Raw genomic sequence first — 25,851 nt, 5'->3', positions numbered from 1 at the left:
ATTAGCGTATAAGTTAGGAGAACACCTGTGTTACTAAAAAGTAAAGTCTATATAAGTTTAATTCTTGCAATAGTATTACCTCTGACCATTTCAACATTATTATTTTCTAATAGTATTGAATCTCATACTGAAGAAAAACTAAAAAAGAACGACTTACCCTCCTCCTTAAATGAAGTAAGAAATGCGATTGAATTAGAATTATCGACCCCGCTAATCGTTTCTAAGGACATTGCGCAAAACTCTTTTGTCGAGCGTTGGATAAAAGAAAGTGAACCTGAAGAGCAACAACAAGCATTTATTGATTATTTAGCGACCATTAAAAAAGATAATGAAGCTATTCGTACTTTTATCGTGTCTAAAGAGTCGCTTAACTATTACACCGACGAAGGCGTTATTCGTAAAATAAATAGTCAAAATGATCAGTGGTTTTATAACTTTTTAAATTCAAACAAGAGCTATGAATTAAATTTTGGTATTGACGACAGCACAAATGAAACAGCGATATTTATCAACTATGCCTTAGAAGTTGATGGTAAAAGAGCCGCTATTGCCGGTATCGCTCGGTCATTAGAGTCTATGGTTAATTTAGTAAAAAACTATAGAATTGGTCAGTCAGGTATTGTTTATTTAGTCTCAAATACTGGCGAAATAATGCTACACAGTGAGCAAGCTAAAATCGGCACCTCGATAGACTTATCTGCTATAAAAAATGGCCAAATCGCTGTAAGTGAAGTAAATAATGAAAGCTATATTATTTCAAGTACCCCGCTACTTTCGCTAGACTGGCATTTAGTTGCTGAAATCCCCCATGAACAATTATACGGTCCTTTAAATGACGCCATCAATAAAAACATCATAGTAGGTCTTGTCATTGCCATCATAGGTTTTGCTTTGGTTCGCCTACTAGCCACACAAATTTTCAGACCCATAGAACAAATAACCGATGCTGTGAGTGCGTTAACTGAAAAAGATGGTGATTTAACAGCAAGATTACCCGTTACTGAAAACAATGAAATAGGCGCGCTAGCCAATAAGTTCAACTTATTTTTAGAGCAGCTTCACGATATGTTCAAACAAGTTTCTGTTTCTGCCATACACGTTAAAGAACTCTCCGACTTAGTGCAAACACAGGTGCAAGAGGCAACGACATTAGCAGAAATACAATCATCGAGTACGCAAACAGTGGCAGCGGCGGTTACTGAAATGGAAGCGACAGTGCAAGATATTTCCAATAGTGCTTCTGGCGCTTCTGATATTGCCTTGTCTACCGAAAGTAAAACATTAGAAGGCTCAAAATTTGTTAATAACACCATAGTACAAATGGGGCAGCTTGAAGCGTCTATGGCATCATCGGTTAATTCAGTGATTGAACTGTCAAGCGAGATAAAGTCCATTTCACATGTTTTAGATGTAATTAAAGGTATTTCTGAACAAACCAACTTATTGGCGTTAAACGCCGCTATTGAAGCGGCCAGAGCTGGTGAGCAAGGTCGTGGCTTTGCTGTGGTTGCCGATGAAGTAAGAACACTAGCGAAAAGAACCGCTGAGTCAACAGAGCAAATAAATGACATGATAGCGTCACTTAACGCCAAAGCATCAACGACTGTCGATGCTATTGAACTAGGCAGTAAAAATACCCTTGAAAATGCCGAGCGTTTAAAACAAACGGGACTGACCTTAGACGATATTGCAAAAGAAATTGTTGCTTTAACAGAAATCAACGCCACGGTAGCAACAGCAACTGGTGAACAAGCATCAGCAACCTCAGAGATAAGTCAAAATGTAGTGATGATTTCTGATTCATCAGAGCACACCAAAGAAAATATGATGAAATCAACTGAGCTATGTAATGGTTTACATAAAGAGTCAAACGCATTAAAAGAGTTAATGGGGCGATTTACTATTTAATTGAGCTACTATTGAAAAGCAACGGAAAGAGTACTTCCTATTTTATCACTATAAGTATTCATTAACGAGTAGGTGTAGTGTGCTTATCCGCGTTAAGTTAAGTTAACGCAGGCAGCTTTAGTCAATAAGGACTTTAATTTGAATATAAGAATACGTTCATTGCTATTAAGCACGCTCTTTGCTCTCGCCTTTATCTATCTCTCATTAGTAGGGTTAAAGAAGGATATAGGTAATCAGCTAGCAGCTACCGCGTTAATTCATGTTGATATTATAGAGTCCATATATACCGATACCTTTAACACGCTTAACGAATTAAATGCTAAGTCACCTAACAGTTGTAATGAGACAACGTTGCTCAATATGAGTAGAGCGATGTTTAAATCAGCGTACATAAAAAGCGTAGGCTTTATTTCAGATGAGGGTATGTTGATATGTACTACAGGTTTAGGAGTATTAGCAGAGCCACAATTACAGTCAGGTGCTGACTACACCACAACGTCAGGTTTTAAAATTTGGATTGATAAAGAACTGTTATTATTTGATGAGCTTTATAAGTCATTAATTATTGAAAGTAAAAACTTCAACGCTGTCCTTGATAGCCATAATACCTACAAATTATTTCCGCAAAGTTTTGATTGGCAAATTATTTTCATGGGAAATAACCGTCAACTGCATGTCTTAGGCGATAAAAACTTATTTATCAACAAAAAACTTATCGATGAAAATTCTTTATTTGAACAATCGTACACCTACTGTAGCCTACTATCTGCTCACTGTGTGTACTTAACATTTAATAAGCAACAGTATTATCAACGCTACAGCATAGTTATGATGATGATAGTCGTTGCCGCTGCGTTACTGGCTTATAGTAGTTACATAACCCTAATTAAAATATGGAAAAGAAGACGCTCTACTAAGCAAAGAGTTAAAAAAGGCTTGGCTTCAAATGGTTTCTATCCCTTATTTCAGCCTATTGTCATACTCGAAACAGGTGAAATTGTTGGCTGTGAAGTATTGGCCAGATATCAAGATAGTATGGGCGATATTTTTCCAGATACCTTTATCCCTGTTATTAAAGATCTTAATGCTACTTGGGCTTTTACCGACAAACTTATCACTAAAGCGTTAACACAAATTAATGACGTAACGCTCACTAACTTCAAAGTTAATTTTAATATATACCCTCAAGATATTGGTAATGAGAATGTGCTGAAATTGCTAACTAATCACATGATTAAGCAAACTAAACATAATATTTGTATTGAAATTATTGAAGATGAAGCATTATCGGGGTCAAAGGTTTTACATTGTTTAGAGCAACTCGTCGCTAACGGAATGACCATTGCCATTGATGACTTTGGTACGGGTTATTCCAATTTAAAACAGATCTCAAGTATTCCGTGCCAAATTTTAAAAATTGATAGAAGTTTTATTAATGATATGGAAGCTGGCTCAATAAAATCGACCTTGATACCACATATAGTCTCAATTGCAAAAAAACTGTCGATGGATGTCGTTGCTGAAGGCGTTGAGAACTCTATGCAACATGATGCGCTATTAAAAATAGGCATAAAGTATGGTCAGGGATGGGGATTTGGTAAACCAATGACAGCTGAAGACTTTATACAAAAAGTGACGGAGCAAAAAAAGGATTAGCCGGTGCTTAGCTTGAGTAGTTATTTTGACTAGTACTTCGCTGAAATAACGACTAAAAACCACCTATTATTATAGTAATAGGTGGTTTTTATCCATAATACTGGCAGTAAAGTACCCGTTACTTACACACCCGCTAATTGTGCCGCTAAACTAATTTGTTGCGCCATTAATTGCTTGATATCAACCCCGACTATTTCCCCTGCTAACACCCGCCATTTACCGGCAACCATAACCTTATCTGCTTTAGTTGCTCCGCAAAGTAGCAACGCAGCCGCGGGAGAACCTGCGCCAGCAAAGCGTATTTCATCGAGCTTAAATAAAGCAATATCAGCTTGTTTACCTACCGCTATTTCGCCAATATCATCACGACCTAAACACCCTGCTGAGCCTTTGGTTGCCCACTCAAAGGCTTTTTGATGAGTAATATCTTTAGCGCCATAACGTAAGCGTTGCAGTAATAACGCTTGGCGAACTTCACCAATCATATTTGAACCGTCATTTGAGGCGGAGCCATCAACACCAAGACCAACCGCACAGCCTGCTTGTTGTAATGCAATAGTAGGACACTGCCCTGACGCTAGTAACATATTTGATGATGGACAATGAGCAATACCTACATTAGCTGTACCTAGACGTACTATTTCATCATCATTAAAGTGAATACCGTGCGCTAGCCACGTACGGTTAGTTAACCAACCAACGCGTTCAAGGTAGTCGACCGGGCGTACACCAAACATTTTTATACAAAAATCAGTTTCATCATGTGTTTCCGCTAAATGAGTATGTAACCTAACATCAAGATCTTGGGCTAAGTCAGCCGTTGCTCGCATTAACTCTTCACTAACAGAAAATGGCGAGCACGGTGCTAAGGCAATACGCGTCATAGCTCCCTCTTCGTATTGATGATAGGTTTTAATCAGGCGTTGACTATCATCTAATATTTCACTGTCGGTTTGAATGGTCGTTCTAGGAGGTAAGCCGCCTTGATCTTCGCCTAAACTCATTGAACCTCGAGTAAGGTGTACGCGAATACCTAGCTTTCTTGCCTGCTCTACCTGAATATCAATAGCGTGCTCTAGGCCATCAGGAAATAAATAATGATGATCACTGGCAGTAGTACAACCCGAAAGTAACAATTCACAAAGTGCAATTTGAGTAGACGTTGCTATCATTTCAGGCGTAAGCCTTGCCCACACGGGATACAAGCTTTGTAACCAAGGAAATAAATTTTTATTTAACGCGGCGGGAAAAGCACGTGTTAATGTTTGGTAAAAGTGGTGGTGGCCGTTAATTAAGCCTGGGATAAGTACGTGTTCGCGTGCATCAACAACCTCATCAACAGCTTGTAATGGTTGCGCGCCTGCCTGTATTAGTTCAACAATAATATCATCTTGAACAACAATACCGCCAGCATAAGCGGTGTCTAAACAGTCGAGGGGATTTTTAATCCAAATTCGTCGAGATTTAACCTGCATAGTAACTCCTAATCATCAGGTTTAGAAAAAATTAAGAAGGTCTTAATCACTTAAACCCGGATGTAGAAGCCAATAATACACAAACCGGAAAGGTATATTATTAGTTGGTTAAAAAACCACAGCTACTTGATGATCGCCTTCAAATCATATTAATAAACGTATTACAAAAGCTAATAAGTACAACAACGTTCATAATTGTACCGTTTATCAACACTTTTAGTTAAACAATAAAATATCGTAAAGTCAATATTAAATAACTTATCCTTTGAATTGACCACAGCTAATTAGCTACTTTTTTTTAATCGTTCAATAAGCACTGAACTAGACGCTTCATAGAGTATAGTCATAGTGCCCTCCTGTATCTAAAGCTCGTTGATAGGCTGCGCGCTCTTGAAAACGCTTAACATAAGCCAATATATTAGGATATTGTTGATTAGTTGAATTTTTTGACGCCCAAGCCTCTAACGGAAAACTCATTTGAATATCTGCACCTGATAACTGCTCGCCAGCGAACCAATCATTGTTTTTCAAATGCTCTTCAATAAAGTTTAAGTTAGTGGTTATATTAGGACCAACGTAACCAGACATAACTTTTTGTACAATCGCGTTAGCAATAGGCTTAATGAAAAAAGGCGATGCGTTGCTTTTTATTTTGTTTAAAATTACGCTAAATAACAGCTGCGGCATCAAGCTACCTTCTGCGAAATGTAACCAATAAATATACTGACGATGTCCTTCAGTATTGCGCTCAGGAATAAAATTACCTTTGCCATAGCTTTGACAGAGGTACTCAATAATCGCGCCAGATTCTGCAATCGTGATATCGCCATCGCTAATCACTGGAAATTTACCTAGGGGATGTACTTTTTTAAGACTCGATGGCGCTAAGTTCGTTTTTAGGTCACGTTCATATCGTTTTATTTCATAAGGTACGCCAAGCTCTTCTAAAGCCCAAAGCACTCGTTGAGAGCGAGAATTATTGAGATGGTGTACAACAATCATAGTGATTTCCTAAAATAAGTAACCGAGCATTAAGCATATATGACTATTAACCTAATCCTAATATAGTTAAGTCTAGGTTATTAAATATCATGTTATTTATAACTATACGATAGTTAACTTACTATGGTTCACTTATGACAGTTCTCTTATACCAGATCACTTATAACGGTTCACACATAATGGCTCATTCACTAAGCGCCATGCCATGAAGTTCAGCTTGTGCTTTTAACTTGAGTGTATTAACAAATAGCCTTGGATCGTTTATATATTCAAGCATTGCTGCACTGGGCAAGCAATCATCATCAACATAATCAACAAAATCACCTGCCGAATCAAACACTAAAATATCTAATGCCAATCGATCCATGCCATATAAACCACGATGGATCATATCCGCCGAAAAAACTAATAAATCGCCTGCCGCTAGCTTAATTTGCTTGCCCGTTGAAAGGCTTTCATTACTCAATCGACCTTGTTCTTCTTGGCGTACATTAAACTCTTCTTCACTGTCCCAGCGTTTATGAGTACCTGGCACCAGCTCCATACCTAGCTCATCAAATAAAGGCACTCTACAGTGCACGACTTGCGTTTCATGAATAACCATTTTTTGTACGTCAACATCGTGATCATATTGACAATCTCTATGCCAAAAATCTTTAAGCGCTGGATTAACTGGATTAAAAAATAATTGCGTATTCATAAAAGCAGGATTCGTTTTTATCACGGCATCTACAACCGCCATTATTTTTGGTGAACTGATAAAGTTAAAGAGCTTTATTCTATCATCGTACCCTAGATACTCACTGCCAGTAATTAACGAAGAGTTAAAAGCAACCTCTTGATAAAAGGCGGCGTTATCTTGTTTCCATAATTGATGAAAGGTTAAAATAATCTGTCTAAGTGAGGCTATTTCAGTGGTATTAAAATAATTTCTAATAACAAAGTAACCTTGCTCTTGATAGAGGGTATCCATGTCGTGGTCTGTCAGCTTCATTGTACTCATAAACGATAACTCAAAAAGCGCTGACTCAGTTGCTGTAGATTTTTTACCATTAAATACCTTAACTCCATTTTTCTATACAAAAAATATAACCTAGACTATATTTTACTGCTGCACACTATTGATGGCAATTAACTATTACTGCAAATAAATGCGACTAGGCGTAGTTGTATAAGTAGCCTGAACGCTCAAAGGAGAGTACTGTGCTAACAAGCCCTACAAATGAACAACCTGAGTTAAATACCGAGCTTGGTCCCAATTGGTTCGCCTCAGTAATGGGCACTGGCATTATTGCTAACGCGGCTGCAGGTTTACCGATAATTGGTCAGTATTTAGATAAAGTAGGCCTTATTATTTGGGTTATTGCTGCACTCATGTTAATCATAATGCTGTTATTAAAAGTAATACAAACGGTTGTAAAGCCCCATATTATTAAACGGCAATTTAACGATCCTGTGATGGCGCAGTTTTTTGGTGCCCCGCCAATGGCACTCTTGACTATTGCAGGTGGCACCTTATTATTTGGCCAGCATTTTTTTAGCCAAGATACGGTCATGATAATCGCCTGGAGTCTTTGGTTAACCGGCACTATTACCGGTTTAATAACCGCCGTAGTGATCCCTTATTTGCTGTTCACGCATCATCAAGTACGTGGTGATGCGGCCTTTGGTGGTTGGTTAATGCCTGTCGTTCCGCCCATGGTATCAGCAACAATAGGCGCCATGATTATTCCTCATACGCAAGACCTTCTACTGCAACAAACACTACTCTATGCCTGTTATGCCATGTTTGGTATTAGCTTAATGGCTGCGTTTATTATTATTAGTTTAATTTGGGGAAGATTAGCACATTCAGGTACGTCAAGTGGCGCACGTGTGCCAACATTATGGATAGTGCTAGGGCCTCTAGGACAATCGATTACAGCAGTAGGTGCGTTAGGGACTGTTGCATTAAGCGTTATTGAGCAACCCCTTGCCAATAGTTTAGATAATATGGCTATTTTATATGGTGTGCCTGTTTGGGGCTTTGCTTTTTACTGGTCAATTTTAGCGACGTTGCTAACATTGCGTGCGCTGCGCAGAAAAATGCCTTTTGCATTAACCTGGTGGGCCTTTACTTTCCCGGTAGGAACTTGTGTGACAGGGACGACGCAGTTAGCGTTACATACTGGCTTACCCGTATTTGAGTGGGCTGCACTAATATTATTTATGTTTCTAGTCGCTGCTTGGGTTATCGCCGCCTGGGGTACCATTAAAGGTATTAAAACAGGTAATATTATTAAAAACCCAACTCGTTCACCTATTATCATCTCAAATAAAGGGCCACAATATTAGCGGTGGTTGCGCGCTTGGATTTTTCTACAGCTTTTATTAACTTTTCATGCTTATTCATACAATACAGCGCTGTTTTCGCTGATTATTCAACATAAGAAGTATTACATTATCTAATCAGCGTCCTGCAACAATTAGCATAAAAAGCTAATAACACCGTAAAGTGATTAACAAACGCTGACCAAAGTGACTATGAAAATTGACTATACAAAGTCACTAAAATTAACCTCTGGTAATCGTTCAAAACCAGGTTTTGCAAATAAATAACCTTGCATTAAGTCAATACCAAAAGCACGTAAACAGTCAAACTCTTCTCTTGTTTCAATGCCCTCTGCTAACGGCGTTATATTAAGATCATGAAATATATTTAAACAGTTTTTGACGATTGATTGACGAGTTGTATCTTGATCGATATTACGAATAAGTTCCATATCCAGTTTGACGATATTAGTTTGAAAATCAGCCAACAAGCCTAAACCCGCGTAACCTGAGCCAAAGTCATCAATTGCTGTCTTAAAACCAATTTTATTGTAATACTCAACAATGTTTTTAATAAATGTAGTATCCTCTATTTTTTCAACTTCAGTAAACTCAAACATGATCCTTTCTGCAGGAAAGTTATACTTCTGCGCAGCATCTAAGGTGGTACGTATGCAGCGCTCTGGCTTATATATAGCATTAGGCAGAAAGTTGATGCTAAGTATTGAGTCAAGTTTAAGCTTAGATGCTAACGCTATTGCTTTAACGCGACAAAGTTGATCAAATAAGTAACGATTATCATCATTTACTTGCGATATTATCGAGAAGGCAGACTCATTATTTAAACCTCTGACTAATGCCTCATAGCCATATACCTCATTGTTCTTACTACTGATAATCGGCTGAAAAGCCATGGTAAAATCAAAAGCAAGACTACCTTTATCTGCGCAGTTACTACATGATGAAAACCTGTCGTAAATTATCGTTTTTTCTTTCATTAGCCAATCTCATTGAATAACGTTACATAAAAATAATCAAAATCACCGAATTTACCGAATTTACCGTTATTCAAAATAAAATGAACAGAAACGATACTTGGTTACTTGTTGTAACTAATTTATATATTATACCAAATCTATTAAGCTATTTCGCTCTCAGCGAGCATTAAAAGGCTTAAAGGTAAGACATTATCTAATAAGCTAACTCCGTGTAGCATCTTTGTCAAAATCAATAACGTCGAAGATAAATTTTTTTACTTGTTCTACGCTAGCTCTAAGTAAAAAATAAAGTTAATAGAATGGTGTTACTCAGTACTTATAGCACTACAGTCATGAGCATTATAGGGGTATTAATTTACTTATAAATAAAAGAGTAGAATAAATGACTAAACCTGCTATTTAATTATAATGAGCTGTACTTAAAAAAAGACCAATAGCAAAAACTACTGGTCTTTAATTAAAGCCATAAGCTATTTTAGGGCTTTTCATACTATGGTGATATAAAGCCCCAAAATAAAGCCTAAAACGTGTACGTTACTTCAACACCATACGTTGCTGGATCGCCATAATAATTTATACCACCAATAAAATTACCCGTTGCATCTCCCATAGGAACGCCATTAATACGGTACTCTTCATCGGTAATATTTTTACCCCAAATTGACAAATCAAAATTTGTGCCGGCAATTTCTTTTAACGATATACGAGCATTGAACACGTTATAGTTTTCAATACGAGTAAAATCAGCTGACGGTTGATTATGATAAGCAAAGTGATCATCAACAAAACTATAGTCACCACTAATACTAAATTCACCCAACTCGGTATCAGTAATATAATGTAATCCTAATGACCATTTATTATCGGGGCTATAAGGAAACTCTGCACTGTTAGTGACATCGTTTGGCGCGCCAGTGTAAACATCGTAAGTAATAAACGAGTCATACTTAGGGTCTAGCATGCCATAATTGAACGTCAATAATAAATCGTCTGTTATCGCGGCCACTAATTCAAACTCTATCCCCTTAACGGTAGCTGCACCGGCGTTTTGTACATCTGAATAAGCCCCTAAGAACTCAGACATTTGCATATTGGTTATGTCATTGTAAAAAACAGCGACATTAGCCTGAATACGTTGTGCTAACCAGCGCGATTTAAGACCCCATTCATACGCTATCACCTCTTCAGCTTCATACGGTTTTACCGCTAACTCAGCCGTAGGTGCTTCACCATTAAAGCCCCCTGCTTTCCAACCTTGCGAGACTTTAACATAGGTTTGTACATTATCTGCTAACGCATAATTAAGTGACGCCATAGCAGAGGTATTATTCCAAGTATCGCCTGCGGTGGTAAAAGGTAAAGGGAAAAAATAAGCAAAACTGTAATCATCAGGATGTTCTATATAGAATTTTTTTTCTTCCGATGTCCAGCGTAAACCACCTGCTAGGGTCAATTTATCATTGAGCTGATACTCGACATTAGCATAAGCAGCTATTGAGGTTGACTCAACACCATAAGTATTATTTACCGTACCAAAGCCTAATATATAGGGGTTATTAACATCGGAGTCTTCGGTAAAATAAAACAAACCTGCTACGTAATTAACATTATCAATATCACCAATAAACTGTAGTTCTTGTGAGGTTTGCTCATGCTTTACTTGGCGAATAGTATGAAAGCCAAGCATGTCAAAACCGTCATAATCACTACCATCTTCATAGTCAATTTCACGTAATGCGGTAATAGATTTAATGGTTAAATGATCGCTTTGCTGCCAGGTAACGGTTAATGAATGACCTGAGCTTGTCGAGCGATCAAACTGAACACCATCTAACGCGGCACTGTCTTGACGGCTTTTAGTATCTTCTGGCATAAGGTCAGCAATATACACTTGTCCCATTGAAGGGCTATTATCTTTATCACTATAATCATAGGTATAGTAAAACTCGAGCTTATCACTGTATTCATACAAGGCGCCAAAACGCATTGAGCTAGAATCAAGTGCTTTAAATTCTTTCACTTTTGACGTTACTGACAAGTTATCGTAAAAGCCATCTCGTTCTTTTTTATTACCAGTAAAGTTAAAACTAAGGTTGTCGTTAATCAGATCAGAGTCAGCGGTAACATAAATATCTGTCATATCATAATTACCGGCACCAACACGTACTTTCCCCCCTAACTCACCACTAGGTTTACGGGTAATGATATTTAACGCTCCACCAATGGTGTTCTTACCATAAAGCGTACCTTGAGGGCCACGCAATACCTCAACGCGGTCTATCGCTGCGACATCAAATAAGCCACCGACATTTTTTGACACGAAAACACCATCAATATACACACCCGTGGTAGGCTCCCATGTGATGGCGGGATTAATGGTAACCGATCCACGAATAGCTATAGTGGCGCCAGTACTACCACCGGGTGTTTCTGATATTTGCATATTAGGCGTATAAATACTGAGATCTTCAACATCAGTAATACCTTTTTCATCGAGTGCTTGCGCATTAAAAACGGTAACCGCGGTCGGTAACTCTTGTAAATTTTGTACGCGTTTTTGCGCAGTCACTTCAATGACTTCCAAGCCTTTTTTAGGCACGTCATTATCTGGCGCTGCTACTGCCGTATTGGCCATGCTCATTAGCGCCAATGATATAGCGATATTTAGTGGTTTTTTATTAGTATTCACTTTTTTAGTCCTTGTTTAAATTTAATTTACTGAAAATTAACCAACATAAATACCGTCAATAACTGGCGTTGTATTTATGCAAAAACGAACATTTCATTACGATAATGTGAAACGAAAACACCTAACTTTTACAAACGCCAACACTGATTATTTTTCAAAAAAATCTTCAAATAAAACAGTATCAACAAAGATTGTAAGGCTTTATCGTCGCACACCATGTGTAAAACTAAATAGTCCACATGAACGAGTAGCCATTAAGAAAGTCAAACAAACTAAGGAAGGATCCGCTATTAAGACACGGTAATAATTGCACATAATATTGACGAACGAGCAAAGCGAGCGGTGTAATACCAATTCTATTAAATTTATTCCCAACTCAGAGCTGTATTAGCGAGCTTAGAACAAGCAAAATTTGTTAAGTATAGTGAGTCTATATTTCATAAATTTTGTGCTGTTATCAGTTTGCTAATAAGCTCCCAGGGGCCATTTTAAAAGGCTTACATGCGGCGTTATTGATTTTGACAAGGGAATAACCATTCTCTTCAATCAATGTCTTGCCTCTAAGCCTTTTAATTCTCGCTGAGTGGGAAATAACTTAATAGACTTGGTATAAATAAAGACTAAAAAATAAAAAAGACCCTGTCATCTTAATATCAATGACAAGGTCTTTTTATGTTTTGCTTCGCTTTTTTATAGTGTTTTATTTTTTCTAAGTGTGAGTGTTGGTATTAGTGTTAATCCGCGTTAACTTGCGCTGCCATCATCGCTGTAAACTGGTCATGGTGTGGCGGTAGTAATCCCCACTCTTGGCGCGGATCATGCTCGGGCGCAACAAAGACTGTTCGTTGGTGACTAAAAGCTAAAAAACCTTCTCTACCATGATAATGTCCCATCCCTGAGGCACCAACACCACCAAATGGCGCGTCATGTATTGCCGCATGTAGTAGGCAGTCATTCACAGATACACCACCAGAGCTGGTGTTAGCCAACACATGATTAAGCTCGCTTTCATCTTCACCAAAATAATAAAGCGCTAAAGGCTTTGCTCGACTATTAATATCACTAATAACGTCATCAATATCATCGTAAGGTAAAAGAATAAGTGCTGGACCAAAAATTTCTTCCTGCATAATACGCTCTGCTTTACTTGGCGAGACAATCAGTTGCAGTGGTAAACGCTTATCGGCATCAATTAGCGCAGATAAACTAGCAACCTCATGACTACTAAGCACTTCGCAACCGGCTTGACGCGCTTGCTCAACCAAGCTAACAACGCGCTGACAATGCTGGCGATTAACAATGGGTACAATGTCTGCATTATTGCTAACTTCAGGAAAAAATTGACGAAAATTTTCTAATAATAATGTTGCTGCTTGCTGTAGTTTATTTTTTGGAAAGTAAACAATGTCAGGACTCACACACACCTGTCCACCGTTATTACTTTTGGCGATTGCTAAACGTTTACACGTTTCGACTAAATCACAATCGTTACTAACCACTACTGGCGATTTGCCGCCAAGCTCTAATGTTACTGGCACTAAGTTTTGTGCTGCTGCAGACATAATTTGTTTACCTACCGTGGTACTCCCCGTAAAAACAAGGTGATCGAATGGTAATGCGCTAAAAGTAGCGCCAACTTCTGCTCCACCAGTGACTACACTGACAAGTAATGGATCGATATGTTGCTCAAATAAAGTATGCAGTAACTCGGCAGTTTTTGGCGTCACTTCAGACGGTTTAAGTATCGCGCGATTACCTGCGCCTAACGCACAAGCTAGCGGCGCAAGTAGCGTATACAAAGGTGCATTCCAAGTACCAATAATACCAATACTGCCTTTAGGCTGATATTCAACGCGTGCAGTACTACCCAGTTGATCATAGGGAGAAAAAACCTCACGTGTTTGACTTTCAAGCCATGGCTCAAGATTATCTCGGGTGTACTTAAGGCTAGCGAGTGAACCTAGCACATCATTCATGATGGAAAAACCTTGGCTGCGACCTCCAAAATCTTCTTCTATCGCCTCAACAAGTATTTGATGGTGATCAACCACTAGATTTATTATTTGTTGAATCCTCTCTCGTCTTTGCGCCGCACTAACGGTCATGTTTTGTGTATGCGCCATTTGCTGGTGCTCAAGCAAGGTTGCCATAGCGTCTGAGTTATTGCTATTCATGCGATATCCTTCGTAAGTTAATGGTGTGCTTGCCTAACGGCACTAGCATTTTTATTGCTTCAAGTAGCGCAATAAAGCGATGTAATAAGGTTATTTAATCGTCTTATTTAACTAACGTATCTATTAATACCTTAGTTAATAACCTTGTCAACTGAGTCTTTTCTACCTGTTTTTATCATAAGTTACCTCGTCCAATCGGACGAGTGGCAAACGACTCTACGACCGAGATAAACCACCAAAAAATCTAGTAAAATAAAATAGAATACACGGTTTAGTCCATTAAGACGATGATGAAAAACAGCCTTATCATAATACTGAGCATATATTAGCAAAATAAGGATAGTTAACATGGCAAAGACAGAATTTGATAACCAAGCATTTAGGCAAGCTCTTGGCAGCTTTACCACTGGTGTGACTATTATCACGGCCACGGCCCCCGATGGCACTCCCGTTGGTCTTACCGCAAACAGTTTTAATTCTGTTTCTCTCGACCCTCCAATGGTGTTATGGAGTTTAGCCAAAACATCGCTCAGTGTAGACGCTTTTAATAAAACTGAGCACTGGAACGTACATGTGCTATCTCAACATCAACAGGATTTATCAAATAAATTTGCCGCTAAAGGTAAAGATAAATTTAAAGATATTAACCTAGAAGATGGTATTAGCTCTGCACCATTAATCAAAGATTGTAGTGCGCGTTTCCAATGTCGTAACATGGTAACGCACGATGGCGGTGATCATCTCATTTTTATTGGTGAAGTATTAGGTTTTGATCAACAACCTTTACCACCATTAGTATTCCAGCAAGGTCAATACGCCATGACCGCACGCAAGCCATGGGAAGACGTTAATCTCTCTTCTGAGCCCGCAGCTCCACAGTGTAGCTATAACGAAGATTTATTAGGCTATTTACTTGGCCGTGCACATTTTCAAATGCTTTATCGTATGCGCAAAGTACTTGATCAACAAGCACTTGAAGATTCGCACTTTTTTGCTCTATCCGTAATGAATATTCAACCAAAACAAACACTAGAGCAATTAAACACTCACCTTGATTATACTGGCCACAGCTTATCTGAAGAAGATATTGACTTCTTAGAGAGCCAAGCACTTATTAGTAAAATAGATAACGATAGTTATCAGTTAACCGACTCGGGTCGAGTAACCTCGCTACATCATATTGCTCAGGCTAAAGCCATTGAAGAAGAGCTTATTGAAGAGCTTGGTGCTGGCGACGTTATGGCACTTAAATTAATGCTCAAGCGCCTTATTCATAAAACAGATCCAGGCTTGCCTGACCTTTGGTCAACACAGGAACAACAATAATGAGTGAGTTACATAACCAGTTAGCGCAAGAGCTTTTTGATGCACAAAAGAAAAGGTTAGCGGTAGCGCCGCTAATCGCTCGCTACCCAGAGTTAACCATTGATGATGCTTATCAAATTTCATTAAAAACCTTAGCGCTACGCACCCAAGCTGGCGAAAAAGTTATCGGTAAAAAAATTGGTGTTACCAGTGAAGCCGTACAGAAGATGTTGAATGTTCATCAACCGGATTTTGGTTTTTTAACTAACACTATGCATCATCCCGATGGCAGTAGCATTAGTTTACAAAAGTCGCAGTTAATTCAACCGCGCGCCGAAGGTGAAATCGCCTTTTGCCTTAAACACGATTTACAAGGCCCAGGCGTTACCGCCGAGCAAGTATTAGCCGCTACTGAGTGGGTTGCCCCTTGTTTTGAGATTGTTGATTCTCGTATTGAAGATTGGCGTATCACCATAGTCGATACTGTTGCTGATAATGCTTCATGTGGTGTTTTTGTTATTGGCGACAAGCATACCGACCCGACAACACTTGATTTATCAACGGTCAAAATGGCCGTACATCATAATGGTGAGCCCGCGGTAACCGGTATTGGCTCTGCCGTACAAGGTCACCCCGCTCAAGCGGTCGCTTGGCTAGCCAATACGCTAGGAGAATATGGCATTGAGTTTAAAAAAGGTGAAGTGATCTTATCGGGAGCTCTTGCACCTCTAATCGATGCTAAAAGCGGCGATCACTTTAGTATGGAGATTGAAGGTCTCGGTACATGCTCAGTCAATTTCTGTGACTAATACCAATCTGCATAAGAAAGTGATCTCTTAGCCAGAATTTAAAGGCTTAGAGGCAAGGCATTGATTGTAGGCAAGGGTTGTTCCCTTGTCAAAATCAATAACGATGCATATAAGCCTTTAAAAATGGCCCTTTGGGAATACTTGGACACCATGATAACGTCATAAAATTTACTTGATGTAGAGTGACTATATCGGCATAAATTTTATTTGTTCTACTGTCGTCCATGCCATTCTAAGTGAACACTTCTTTATGCAGAATGGTATAATATCAATATCACAAGGAAAAAAAGATGAAAAAGATAAAATGCGCTCTGATCGGGTCAGGTAACATTGGTACCGATTTACTTTATAAGCTACAACGCAGCAATGTACTAGAGCCAGTATGGATGGTCGGTATCGACCCAGATTCAGAAGGCTTAGCTCGCGCACAAGCATTAGGCATTAAAACCACGTCAGAGGGTATTGATGGTTTAATCCCTCATATTGAAGCCGACGAAATTAAAATAGCGTTTGATGCTACATCGGCCTATGTACATGCTGAGAACTCGGCCAAAGTTAATGCTAAAGGTGTCTTGATGATAGATCTTACGCCGGCGGCCATTGGTCCGTTTTGCGTTCCTCCCGTTAACCTAAACCAACTTAACGCTGATATTCAAAACGTAAACATGGTGACATGTGGTGGTCAGGCAACTATCCCAATGGTGGCTGCGGTATCACGTGTACAAGCAGTAGAGTATGGCGAGATTGTTGCGACGGTATCGTCTAAATCAGTCGGTCCAGGCACACGCCAAAATATTGATGAATTCACTCGTACTACCTCAGGTGCAGTAGAGCAAATTGGTGGCGCTAAAAAAGGCAAAGCCATTATTATCATTAACCCTGCTGAGCCACCACTGCTGATGCGTGACACTATTCATTGTTTAACGGAAACAGAGCCAGATCAAGCGGCTATTACCGCATCAGTCCTTGAAATGATCCGTGAAGTTCAAAAGTATGTTCCTGGTTATAAACTCAAAAATGGCCCCGTATTTGACGGTCGTAAAGTGTCTATTTTTCTTGAAGTAGAAGGACTGGGTGATTACCTACCTAAGTATGCCGGTAATCTTGACATCATGACCGCCTCTGCCGCCCGTACTGCTGAAATGTTTGCCGAGCAAATGCTTGGTCACACTCAACCTAGCACTCAATCTGACAGTCATTCTTAAGGAGTAATAATATGAATTTAAAAGGTAAAAAAGTTACCCTGCACGATATGTCATTACGTGATGGTATGCATGCTAAACAGCATCAAATTAGCCTAGAACAAATGGTGTCAATCGCCACTGGACTCGACCAAGCCGGTATCCCATTAATTGAAGTCACCCATGGTGATGGTTTAGGTGGTTCTTCTCTTAATTATGGTTTTCCTGCCCATACCGATGAAGAGTATTTAAGTGCTGTTGTCCCTAAAATGACACAAGCTAAAATATCAGCGTTACTCATTCCTGGTATAGGTACCGTTGATCACTTAAAAATGGCCTATGACCATGGCGTTAGTACTATTCGTGTTGCGACTCATTGTACTGAAGCAGATGTATCAGAGCAGCATATTAGTGCCGCTCGTAAAATGGGCTTAGATACCGTCGGCTTTTTGATGATGGCACATATGATCAGCCCTGAAGAGTTAGTTGCGCAGGCTAAATTAATGGAGTCTTACGGAGCTAATTGTATTTACTGTACAGATTCAGCAGGTTATATGCTGCCTGATGATGTATCATCGCGCATAGGATTACTACGTAGTGAACTTAAACCTGACACCGAAATTGGTTTTCATGGTCATCATAACTTAGGTATGAGTATTTCTAACTCGCTTGCTGCACTAGAGATGGGCGCTAACCGTATCGATGGCTCTGCTGCTGGTTTAGGTGCTGGCGCAGGTAATACACCGCTAGAAGTCTTTAGCGCAGTACTTGATCGCATGGATGTTAATCACGGTGTAGATCTCTATAAAATAATGGATGTAGCCGAAGATTTAGTTATTCCTATGATGGATCAGCCTATACGTATTGATAGAAACTCTTTAACACTTGGTTATGCTGGTGTTTATTCTTCATTCTTGCTGTTCGCTGAACGGGCCGAGAAAAAATATGGTGTACCTGCTCGTGATATTTTACTTGAACTTGGTCGCCTCAAAACCGTAGGAGGACAAGAAGATATGATTGATGATACCGCAATGAGCATGGCTAAAGCCTTAAAGGCGGCTAACGCTTGAACATAACCCCATCTTACTGGCGCCAACATGCTTTATTGTTGGTGCTTACTTTACTCTATATTGAAAGCTTTATTGGCCGACAAATTATGGCAGTGATGATTGAACCCATCAAAGCTGAGTTTGGCGCGTCTGATACACAGATGGGTTTATTAACCGGGCTTGGTTTTGCGATTGTTTTTATCTTCACCGGCTTATTAGCAGGTCGCCTAGCCGATAAGGTTAATCGTACCCGCTTACTGGCTGCTAGTGCACTTGTTTGGTGTGTCATTACCGCCTTAAGTGGCTTGGCAACTGGCTTTTTTACCCTACTACTAATGCGCATGATGATTGCTGTTGCTGAAGCGCCGGTAACCTCGGCGTCATTATCATTACTCTCTGATAGCTACCCTATTGAGCGGCGATCATTTGCCATTAGTTGTTTTACTTCTGGTGCTACCTTTGCCGCTATTATAGCGCTCACTGTGGGTGCTTATTGGGTAGAGCAATATGGCTGGCGACAAACCTTTTTTATTATCTCTACGCCTGCATTATTTATCTCCTTCGTGCTTTTTTTTATTATGCCAGAGCCATCTCGTGGTCAGTATGATGAAGCAAACACTTCGGCGACTGAAAATATACCAACAGTACTGGCTACAGGTTTTCGCGCCTCAATAAAAACATTACTTAAACGAAAAGATTATTGTTTATTAGTCAGTTCAAGTGCAATTGCCACCTTAGGTGCTAATGCTTTTGGTATGTGGAACGCCACCTTTTTAGTGCGTAGTCATGAGCTCACTATTAGCCAAGCAGGCATGATGGCTGGTTTTTTCGGCGGCGGCGCTGCTGCCATTGGTATTTTGTTAAGCGGCTATCTGGCCGATAGAATTGCCAAACGAAAAGGCGTGTTATGGTTACCAATACTGGGTCATATACTTGGCTGGATATCAATTGTCATTTACTTCCTTTGGCCCAAGGGCCTAGGCGATGAATTGTCTTTTTCAGGTATTCCCTTTGCGATGCTATTTTGTACCTTAGCGAGTTTTTTCTCGGTGTGGTGGGTCAGTCCATGCCTAACATTATTAACCGGTATTGTACCTAGTAGCCAACGAGCGTTAGCCATCTCTATACAAACCGTCATTATTACTTTTGTCGGTGTTGGTGTAGGCCCTATGCTAGTAGGCGTGATCAGTGAATTATTGAGTGACCAAATGGGGACTGAATCTTTACGCTATGCCTTGTTAATTAGCAGTGGTACAACGCTAATGTCTGTTTTCTTACTTTGTAAACTAAAGGCTCATCAAGCGCTAGCGAAAGCCAATATAGTTTAAGCACTTTTCAACCATGTATTAACGTTTTTTAATTTTCTTTAAGTGAATAAAACCTAGGAGTTTATTATGTCAGTCACTGCAGTTACAGGTTCAGCATCAGGTATCGGCGCGGCCGTTTGTCAACAATTACGCGCAGCAGGGCACACCGTTATTGGCATAGACCGCCATCAGGCAGAAGTTATTGCCGACTTATCATCTAGTGAAGGTCGTGCTAACGCTGCAGAGCAAGTGATTGCGCTAGCACAGGGTAAACTTGATGGTTTAGTGTGTTGTGCTGGGCTTGGTGTTACAGCGCCGAGCAGTAGTTTAGTGGTTTCCGTTAATTATTTTGGTTCTACTGAACTCATTGAATTGCTTAGCCCTGCCCTTAAAAAAGGCACAAAACCCGCTATTACCATTATCGGTTCAGTTGCCGCAAGTCAACAAGCTGCAGATCCACACCCAATGATTGATCTCATGCTTAGTAATGATGAGCAAGCCGCTCGCGCTCTAGCTGATGAGTTGGGTCAACCACACATCGCTTATGCTGCTTCTAAATATGCACTCACGGTACATTGTCGCCGCTTAGCGGTTAAAACAGGTAGCACGGGTATCCGTCTTAATATCGTCGCTCCAGGTGCGGTTGAAACACCACTACACGAGGCATCTAAAAATGATCCTCGCTTTGGTGAGGCGGTACGTAATTTTATTGCCCCTATCGGACGTAACGGTCAGCCCAGTGAAATTGCCGATGCGGTAAGCTTTTTACAATCACCGCAAGCCGCTTTCGTCCACGGCAGTATTATTTATGTAGATGGTGGTATGGATGCAATGATGCGTAATGGTAGCTTTTAATATTCTTATGGTTGTTGATTAGAAATAATCATTGATAATTAATAAAAAAACCGATTGTTAGCTATAACAATCGGTTTTTTAGTTTATCCACCTGAGTTATTCAAACGTCACTGGTGTGGTAAGTATTTGTGCTAAATACTATCGATGAAACTCGCCAGCTCTTTCAGGCTGATAGGTTACTTCTTTAATAGTCACTTTGATTAGACCGCCACCTGGCTTTGGCCACTCAATTTCATCGCCTTGAGAAAGCCCAAGTAAGGCACTTCCCACTGGCGCTAAAATTGAAATTTTATTGCTGTTCGAATCCATATCTTTTGGATAAACAAGCGTTAACTCTGACTCTTCTTTAGATGATTCAACAGAAAATTTTACCGTTGAGTTCATTGTTACTATAGTAGGTGGAATATCTTTAGAATCGACTATCTTGGCGCGGTCAAGTTCTTCTTCAAGCGCGCTTATCCCCGGCAAACTATTCGCTGGTAATGCCTCTATTAAGGCATAGAGCCTATCTGAATCTAATGATGAAATAATTATTTCAGGTTTTTTGTTCATTTGAATTCTCAATATAATAATAAATCTCTCGTGCTAACCTTTCTTTTCAGCCAGAAAAATCACCAACTGAATAGGTAAGATCAACACCACATTTTATACCAAATAGTTCAATTAACCGCTCACTTAACATGTTATAACGTACTTAAAAACAAAAAATGCAGCAACCATAGTTAACCTATGTTTACTACATTTTATGCTGTTATATGGTTATTTTTTAAAGTGAAAGTTTACTATGCTGGGTATAATAAAAATGAAATCAGATATTTTTAGTTTTTCTCCTACAACAACTCACACCACAAAATAAGAGTCTATAAAATATCAATCATTCATCTAAAGTAATAGATATAAGATAGCCAGACTAAAAAGGCAAGTATTAAATACTTTAGTCCGATAAAATCGATGAATTGTCATACAAAGTCACTTGCTAAATAACGTCGGTTGACGTTGATAATAACATTTGAGTAAAGAACACCTAAATATTTACTATGTTTTAAGCACCGCGCATTCTAAAATAACAACTTGAGCCGGATAGACTAAAAAAGGCTTGTTTAGTCGAGTACTTCTACAAACTGGTTAGACCATGCAGCCATTTAGATTAAAACGCTAACTTTTGTTTAATATTAGTTTTTTATTCTGAAATATCGCTGAAATAGCATCATTAATTATTGTGAATATAAACTACTATAGCGCTTTAAATTTAGCGTTGTTTTTGGGGTGAGAAATGAAGGTTTTAGTCTTAGGCTCTGGTGTAATAGGTGTAACAAGCGCGTGGTATTTAGCTAAAGCGGGTCATGAAGTGACTGTGATTGATAGACAACCTAGTGTTGCCAATGAAACCAGCTTTGCCAACGCAGGGCAAATATCGCCAGGATACTCTGCTCCTTGGGCAGCTCCAGGTATTCCGGTAAAAGCGATGAAGTGGTTAATGCAAGAGCTAGCACCGTTAAAAATTAATGTTAAGGATATAGATACTGAAACATTAGTTTGGATGACTAAGCTGGTGGCAAACTGCAATACCAAAGACTACCACCTTAATAAATCGAGAATGATGAGAGTCGCAGAATATAGCCGCGACTGCTTAAAAGCACTTAGACAAGAAATTAATATTGAATATGATCATAGAACCTTAGGCACCTTGCAAGTATTTCGTACTCAGGGTCAAGTACACAGTGCTAAAAAAGATATTCAAGTATTAACCGAGTGTGGCGTTGACCATAAAGTACTTACCGCTGAGGATTGTTTGACCTATGAGCCAGCACTGCACCATAGCATTGATAAAATTGTTGGTGGTATTCATTTGCCCAATGATGAGACGGGTGATTGTCACAAATTTGTTACTGAATTAGCAAAAGCGTGTGAAAAACTTGGCGTTACCTTTATTATGGACACCAGTATCGATAAGTTAACTAAACAAGGTAACGACATAACCAGTGTTTCAACCAGTAAAGGTGAGTTCACTGCTGATGCTTATTTAATGGCTTTAGGATCGTACTCTACGCATATGCTTGGTGATATTGGCATCAAAGTGCCTGTTTATCCTATTAAAGGCTATTCACTGACTTTACCAATAGAAGACTATTCTGCCGCACCACAGTCAACGGTAATGGATGAAACCTACAAAGTTGCTATTACCCGCTTAGGGGATCGCATAAGAGTAGGTGGTACAGCAGAAATTACGGCTTATAACCTGGCCTTATTAGAGAAACGTCGTAAAAATATAGAGTTCTCTATTGCCGACTTATTCCCTTACGCAGGTGATTTAGCCAAGGCTGAATTTTGGACGGGGTTAAGACCAATGACACCTGACGGTACACCTATTTTAGGTAAAACAAAGATTGATAATTTATTTCTCAATACCGGTCACGGTACACTAGGTTGGACTATGTCGTTAGGATCAGCGAAATATGTGAGTGATATTATTAGTAGTAAAACACCTGATATTGATGGCTCTGGCTTATCAATTGCACGCTACGCATAGTCGAGGAATATATGGCTAGAACAGCAACAGCCGTTATTAAATTAACCGCCATTAAAAAAAATTACTTATACGCTAAATCTCTTGCTGCGCCCGCTAAAGCAATTGCAACAGTTAAGGCGAATGCCTATGGCCATGGTGCTATCGAGGTGGCAAAGGCATTAACCGATGTGGCAGATGCCTTTGGTGTTGCTTGTATTGAAGAAGCAAAAGAGTTGCGTGATGCGGATATTCAAGCGCCTATTTTATTACTAGAAGGTTTTTTTACTGCCGATGAGTTAACTTACATCAGTGAAAACAATCTATGGTGTGTAATACATAGCCAATGGCAACTAGAAGCACTACAACAGGCAAGACTAACTCAGCCAATTAATGTCTGGTTAAAAATGGATTCAGGTATGCACCGATTAGGCTTTTTACCTGATGAGTATGCTAAGGCTTGGCATCAATTAACCGAAATGAGTCAAGTAAATAACATTGTTCATATGAGTCACTTTTCATCTGCAGATGATATAAATTCATCATTCACGGCACAGCAAACAGTATTATTTATAGAGACTATTAATAATTTACCTGGCGATATTAGTATTGCTAACTCACCTGCTGTTTTAACTAAAGCGCTAACTAAAACCCTAACAGAAAAGTTAACCCAAGAGCTCACGAGTAGAGAGCAATGGGTACGCCCGGGTATTATTCTTTATGGCGCCTGCCCTATTGATGATGAAGTGTTAGCACAACCCTTAATCCCTGCGATGACCTTTACGGCAAAAGTCATCTCACAACGGGTCATTAACAAAAACGACAGTGTCGGTTATAACGCCTTATGGACGGCGGAAAAAACCACTAAAATAGGTACTGTTTCTATTGGTTATGCTGATGGTTACCCTAGACATGCCCCTAACGGTACGCCGGTATATATCAATGGTAAACAAAGTCGCGTATTAGGTCGGGTTTCTATGGACATGATGATGGTTGATTTATCAATGTTTACGCAAGAAGATTGCATTGGTTTTGAGGTAGAACTTTGGGGAGATAACATTTTAGCTAGTAAAATTGCTAAGTGCTGTGAAACGATTTCTTATACCTTATTTTGCGGGCTAACACGTCGTGTTAGCCGGCGTTATATAACCTAATTTGTTCATTCAGTAATCTATGTTAACCCGTAGAAATAATCAGGTAATTAATGAGATTACTCTAATCATAGCTTCATTGGTAGTAAGTATTTACTACCAATGAAGCCTTTATTTAGCGTGAGTTATAACTTGTTTATCGTGTTTATTATCACAAACTACCAACACCAAATCGGTTAATTAACAACCACCCGAACTGCCAGTAATATTAATACCACGCCAGTAATCTTATCAACCATACTGCTATTAGCTTTTAGTTTAGCCAGTACCGTACCTCTAGATAAGCCAAAAACCACCAGACAATACCATAGCGTATCAAGTACTCCAACGGTCAAAATCATGATTAACTTGTGAGTTATACTCGCATTAACATCGACAAATTGACTGAACAAGGCTAAAAAGAATATCGCTAATTTAGGGTTGAGGAAGGCTAATAAAAAACCATCACGCCAGCCATTTATTGGCTTATTACTGTGTTTTTCTTTGACATCAAGATCAATGTTACTGCCATTACTTTTAAGCGCATTAAACGCTAAATAAAGTAAAAAAGCGGCACCTGTATACTGAATAAATTGAAAAATAACCGGTGACTGCACAATAACAAGACCAATACCTGTTACGGCAATAGCAGCATATAAACCGACGCCAAAACCATGACTAATAGCGGTGGCTAACCCGGGTTTTTGACCACCTATGATGGTGTTACGCACCACAAGCGCTAATGAAGGTCCTGGCGATAAAGCCCCTAAAATACAAATAACAACTAACGATAACCACAACTCTAAAGACATACAGATTCTACTCTTTGATTGAAAACTATAACGCTATTTTTATGATTGCAGGCCGATAAAGAAAACCAAGCAGCCCACTAAAAAAGTTTTTATACAGTGCTTCTATTTCTTGTTTACTGATATCGCCACCCAATATTAATATCTCAAGTCGTTCTTGAGGCTCTTTAACCACATAGCCAGAAGTACTAAAACCATTCTTTACATAAAACGCTTTTCGCTTAATTCTTTGTTGATAGTTTTTTTGCTTTTCTTCAAGTTCTTCAATATTGAGGACTATTCGCTTGTCGACATATTTTGCTTTCATTGCATCAATGACTTTACTACCATAGCCTAATGAACGACTACATTGAGCTATCGCAAAAAAATGCACGAACACAATATCTTTGTGCTCAGTAACATAAAGTAAGCCAATCCAAGTATCATGTTCATACAACACACTAAAACCAGGTTTACCTTTGCGCATCTTGTAGCGAAGCAGCCATGAGGGGACTCGTCTAACGGTAGTAAAAGCTTCCTTGTAGAGATCGATTACATTGGAATAGTTAACGTCATCTTGCGTAAGCGGAATGAATTTTATGCACATATATAGTATTTAATACCTGCTAAGAAAACAGCTGTTAATCTCGAGGTAATGGTTAATGCCTAATTAAATAAATTCAATATTTTAAAATTAAATGGGCTCTAA

At 39.2% G+C, this 25,851-nt stretch carries 20 protein-coding genes; 11 read left to right on the top strand and 9 right to left on the bottom strand.

The annotated features are described in order from the left end of the window. Positions 1 to 27: 27 nt before the first annotated feature. Together FCS21_RS04305 and FCS21_RS04300 are read left to right on the top strand one after the other, a co-directional pair. Positions 28 to 1,908 (top strand): methyl-accepting chemotaxis protein, encoded by a 1,881-nt coding sequence (locus tag FCS21_RS04305; protein ID WP_138620756.1) that lies wholly within the window; start codon positions 28 to 30, stop codon positions 1,906 to 1,908. 138 nt (positions 1,909 to 2,046) lie between these two features. Beyond that, positions 2,047 to 3,564: an EAL domain-containing protein gene (locus FCS21_RS04300; RefSeq protein WP_138620754.1), complete on the top strand. Its 1,518-nt coding sequence runs from the start codon at positions 2,047 to 2,049 to the stop codon at positions 3,562 to 3,564. Between the two features lie 122 nt (positions 3,565 to 3,686). Here the strand turns inward: FCS21_RS04300 and FCS21_RS04295 are convergent, their stop codons facing one another. The 3 genes from FCS21_RS04295 to FCS21_RS04285 all read right to left on the bottom strand — a co-directional run bounded on the left by FCS21_RS04295 (position 3,687) and on the right by FCS21_RS04285 (position 7,035). Beyond that, on the bottom strand, positions 3,687 to 5,039 hold the full coding sequence (locus FCS21_RS04295) for an 8-oxoguanine deaminase (RefSeq protein ID WP_138620751.1): 1,353 nt from the start codon (positions 5,037 to 5,039) through the stop codon (positions 3,687 to 3,689). Between the two features lie 330 nt (positions 5,040 to 5,369). Then, the gene (locus FCS21_RS04290) at positions 5,370 to 6,041 is read right to left on the bottom strand and encodes a glutathione S-transferase family protein (RefSeq protein WP_138620749.1); all 672 of its coding nucleotides are present in this window, start codon (positions 6,039 to 6,041) and stop codon (positions 5,370 to 5,372) included. Between the two features lie 184 nt (positions 6,042 to 6,225). Then, a complete protein-coding gene (locus tag FCS21_RS04285) occupies positions 6,226 to 7,035 on the bottom strand; it encodes a phytanoyl-CoA dioxygenase family protein (RefSeq protein ID WP_138620959.1) in 810 nt (269 codons plus the stop codon). 209 nt (positions 7,036 to 7,244) lie between these two features. Between FCS21_RS04285 and FCS21_RS04280 the strand changes: the two genes are divergently transcribed. After that, complete coding sequence (locus FCS21_RS04280; RefSeq protein ID WP_246046996.1) at positions 7,245 to 8,375, top strand: TDT family transporter; 1,131 nt, start codon at positions 7,245 to 7,247, stop codon at positions 8,373 to 8,375. Between the two features lie 200 nt (positions 8,376 to 8,575). On the opposite strand, the gene FCS21_RS04275 is transcribed toward FCS21_RS04280, so the two are convergent. From FCS21_RS04275 to FCS21_RS04265, 3 genes are all read right to left on the bottom strand, one after another. After that, positions 8,576 to 9,349, bottom strand: coding sequence for an EAL domain-containing protein (locus tag FCS21_RS04275; protein ID WP_138620748.1), 774 nt, complete (start codon positions 9,347 to 9,349; stop codon positions 8,576 to 8,578). Between the two features lie 520 nt (positions 9,350 to 9,869). After that, entirely contained in the window at positions 9,870 to 12,038 is a 2,169-nt protein-coding gene (locus FCS21_RS04270) for a TonB-dependent receptor (protein ID WP_138620747.1), read from the bottom strand. A 734-nt stretch (positions 12,039 to 12,772) separates the two neighbouring features. Continuing rightward, positions 12,773 to 14,212 (bottom strand): aldehyde dehydrogenase family protein, encoded by a 1,440-nt coding sequence (locus FCS21_RS04265; RefSeq protein ID WP_138620746.1) that lies wholly within the window; start codon positions 14,210 to 14,212, stop codon positions 12,773 to 12,775. Positions 14,213 to 14,560: 348 nt separating this feature from the next. Between FCS21_RS04265 and FCS21_RS04260 the strand changes: the two genes are divergently transcribed. The 6 genes from FCS21_RS04260 (at position 14,561) to FCS21_RS04235 (ending at position 20,718) form a co-directional block, all read left to right on the top strand. Further along, complete coding sequence (locus FCS21_RS04260) at positions 14,561 to 15,538, top strand: flavin reductase family protein (RefSeq protein ID WP_138620745.1); 978 nt, start codon at positions 14,561 to 14,563, stop codon at positions 15,536 to 15,538. After that, positions 15,538 to 16,326: a fumarylacetoacetate hydrolase family protein gene (locus FCS21_RS04255; RefSeq protein WP_138620744.1), complete on the top strand. Its 789-nt coding sequence runs from the start codon at positions 15,538 to 15,540 to the stop codon at positions 16,324 to 16,326. The genes FCS21_RS04260 and FCS21_RS04255 overlap by 1 nt, the downstream gene beginning before the upstream one ends. A 290-nt stretch (positions 16,327 to 16,616) precedes the next feature. Further along, entirely contained in the window at positions 16,617 to 17,531 is a 915-nt protein-coding gene (locus tag FCS21_RS04250; RefSeq protein ID WP_138620743.1) for an acetaldehyde dehydrogenase (acetylating), read from the top strand. An 11-nt stretch (positions 17,532 to 17,542) separates the two neighbouring features. Beyond that, positions 17,543 to 18,577 carry a 4-hydroxy-2-oxovalerate aldolase gene (gene dmpG / locus FCS21_RS04245; RefSeq protein WP_138620742.1) on the top strand — a complete coding sequence of 345 codons (1,035 nt, stop codon included), beginning with the start codon at positions 17,543 to 17,545 and terminating at the stop codon, positions 18,575 to 18,577. Continuing rightward, positions 18,574 to 19,884: an MFS transporter gene (locus FCS21_RS04240; RefSeq protein WP_138620741.1), complete on the top strand. Its 1,311-nt coding sequence runs from the start codon at positions 18,574 to 18,576 to the stop codon at positions 19,882 to 19,884. The genes dmpG and FCS21_RS04240 overlap by 4 nt, the downstream gene beginning before the upstream one ends. Before the next feature lie 66 nt (positions 19,885 to 19,950). Further along, complete coding sequence (locus FCS21_RS04235) at positions 19,951 to 20,718, top strand: SDR family oxidoreductase (protein ID WP_138620740.1); 768 nt, start codon at positions 19,951 to 19,953, stop codon at positions 20,716 to 20,718. A gap of 138 nt (positions 20,719 to 20,856) precedes the next feature. Here FCS21_RS04235 and rnk read toward each other — a convergent pair whose 3' ends face one another. Then, complete coding sequence (gene rnk, locus FCS21_RS04230; protein ID WP_138620739.1) at positions 20,857 to 21,270, bottom strand: nucleoside diphosphate kinase regulator; 414 nt, start codon at positions 21,268 to 21,270, stop codon at positions 20,857 to 20,859. Between the two features lie 721 nt (positions 21,271 to 21,991). Between rnk and FCS21_RS04225 the strand changes: the two genes are divergently transcribed. Together FCS21_RS04225 and alr are read left to right on the top strand one after the other, a co-directional pair. Then, positions 21,992 to 23,248 carry a D-amino acid dehydrogenase gene (locus FCS21_RS04225; protein ID WP_138620738.1) on the top strand — a complete coding sequence of 419 codons (1,257 nt, stop codon included), beginning with the start codon at positions 21,992 to 21,994 and terminating at the stop codon, positions 23,246 to 23,248. An 11-nt stretch (positions 23,249 to 23,259) separates the two neighbouring features. Next, positions 23,260 to 24,378: an alanine racemase gene (gene alr / locus FCS21_RS04220; RefSeq protein WP_138620737.1), complete on the top strand. Its 1,119-nt coding sequence runs from the start codon at positions 23,260 to 23,262 to the stop codon at positions 24,376 to 24,378. Between the two features lie 173 nt (positions 24,379 to 24,551). Here alr and FCS21_RS04215 read toward each other — a convergent pair whose 3' ends face one another. Together FCS21_RS04215 and FCS21_RS04210 are read right to left on the bottom strand one after the other, a co-directional pair. Then, complete coding sequence (locus FCS21_RS04215) at positions 24,552 to 25,166, bottom strand: LysE family translocator (RefSeq protein ID WP_138620736.1); 615 nt, start codon at positions 25,164 to 25,166, stop codon at positions 24,552 to 24,554. A 25-nt stretch (positions 25,167 to 25,191) separates the two neighbouring features. Beyond that, entirely contained in the window at positions 25,192 to 25,749 is a 558-nt protein-coding gene (locus FCS21_RS04210; RefSeq protein WP_138620735.1) for a GNAT family N-acetyltransferase, read from the bottom strand. Between the last annotated feature and the right edge of the window lie 102 nt (positions 25,750 to 25,851).

Origin of the sequence: Colwellia ponticola, from assembly GCF_005885605.1 — a bacterium.
In the GTDB taxonomy this organism is placed as follows: domain Bacteria; phylum Pseudomonadota; class Gammaproteobacteria; order Enterobacterales; family Alteromonadaceae; genus Colwellia; species Colwellia ponticola.
This window is presented reverse-complemented; position numbering and strand designations above follow the sequence as displayed.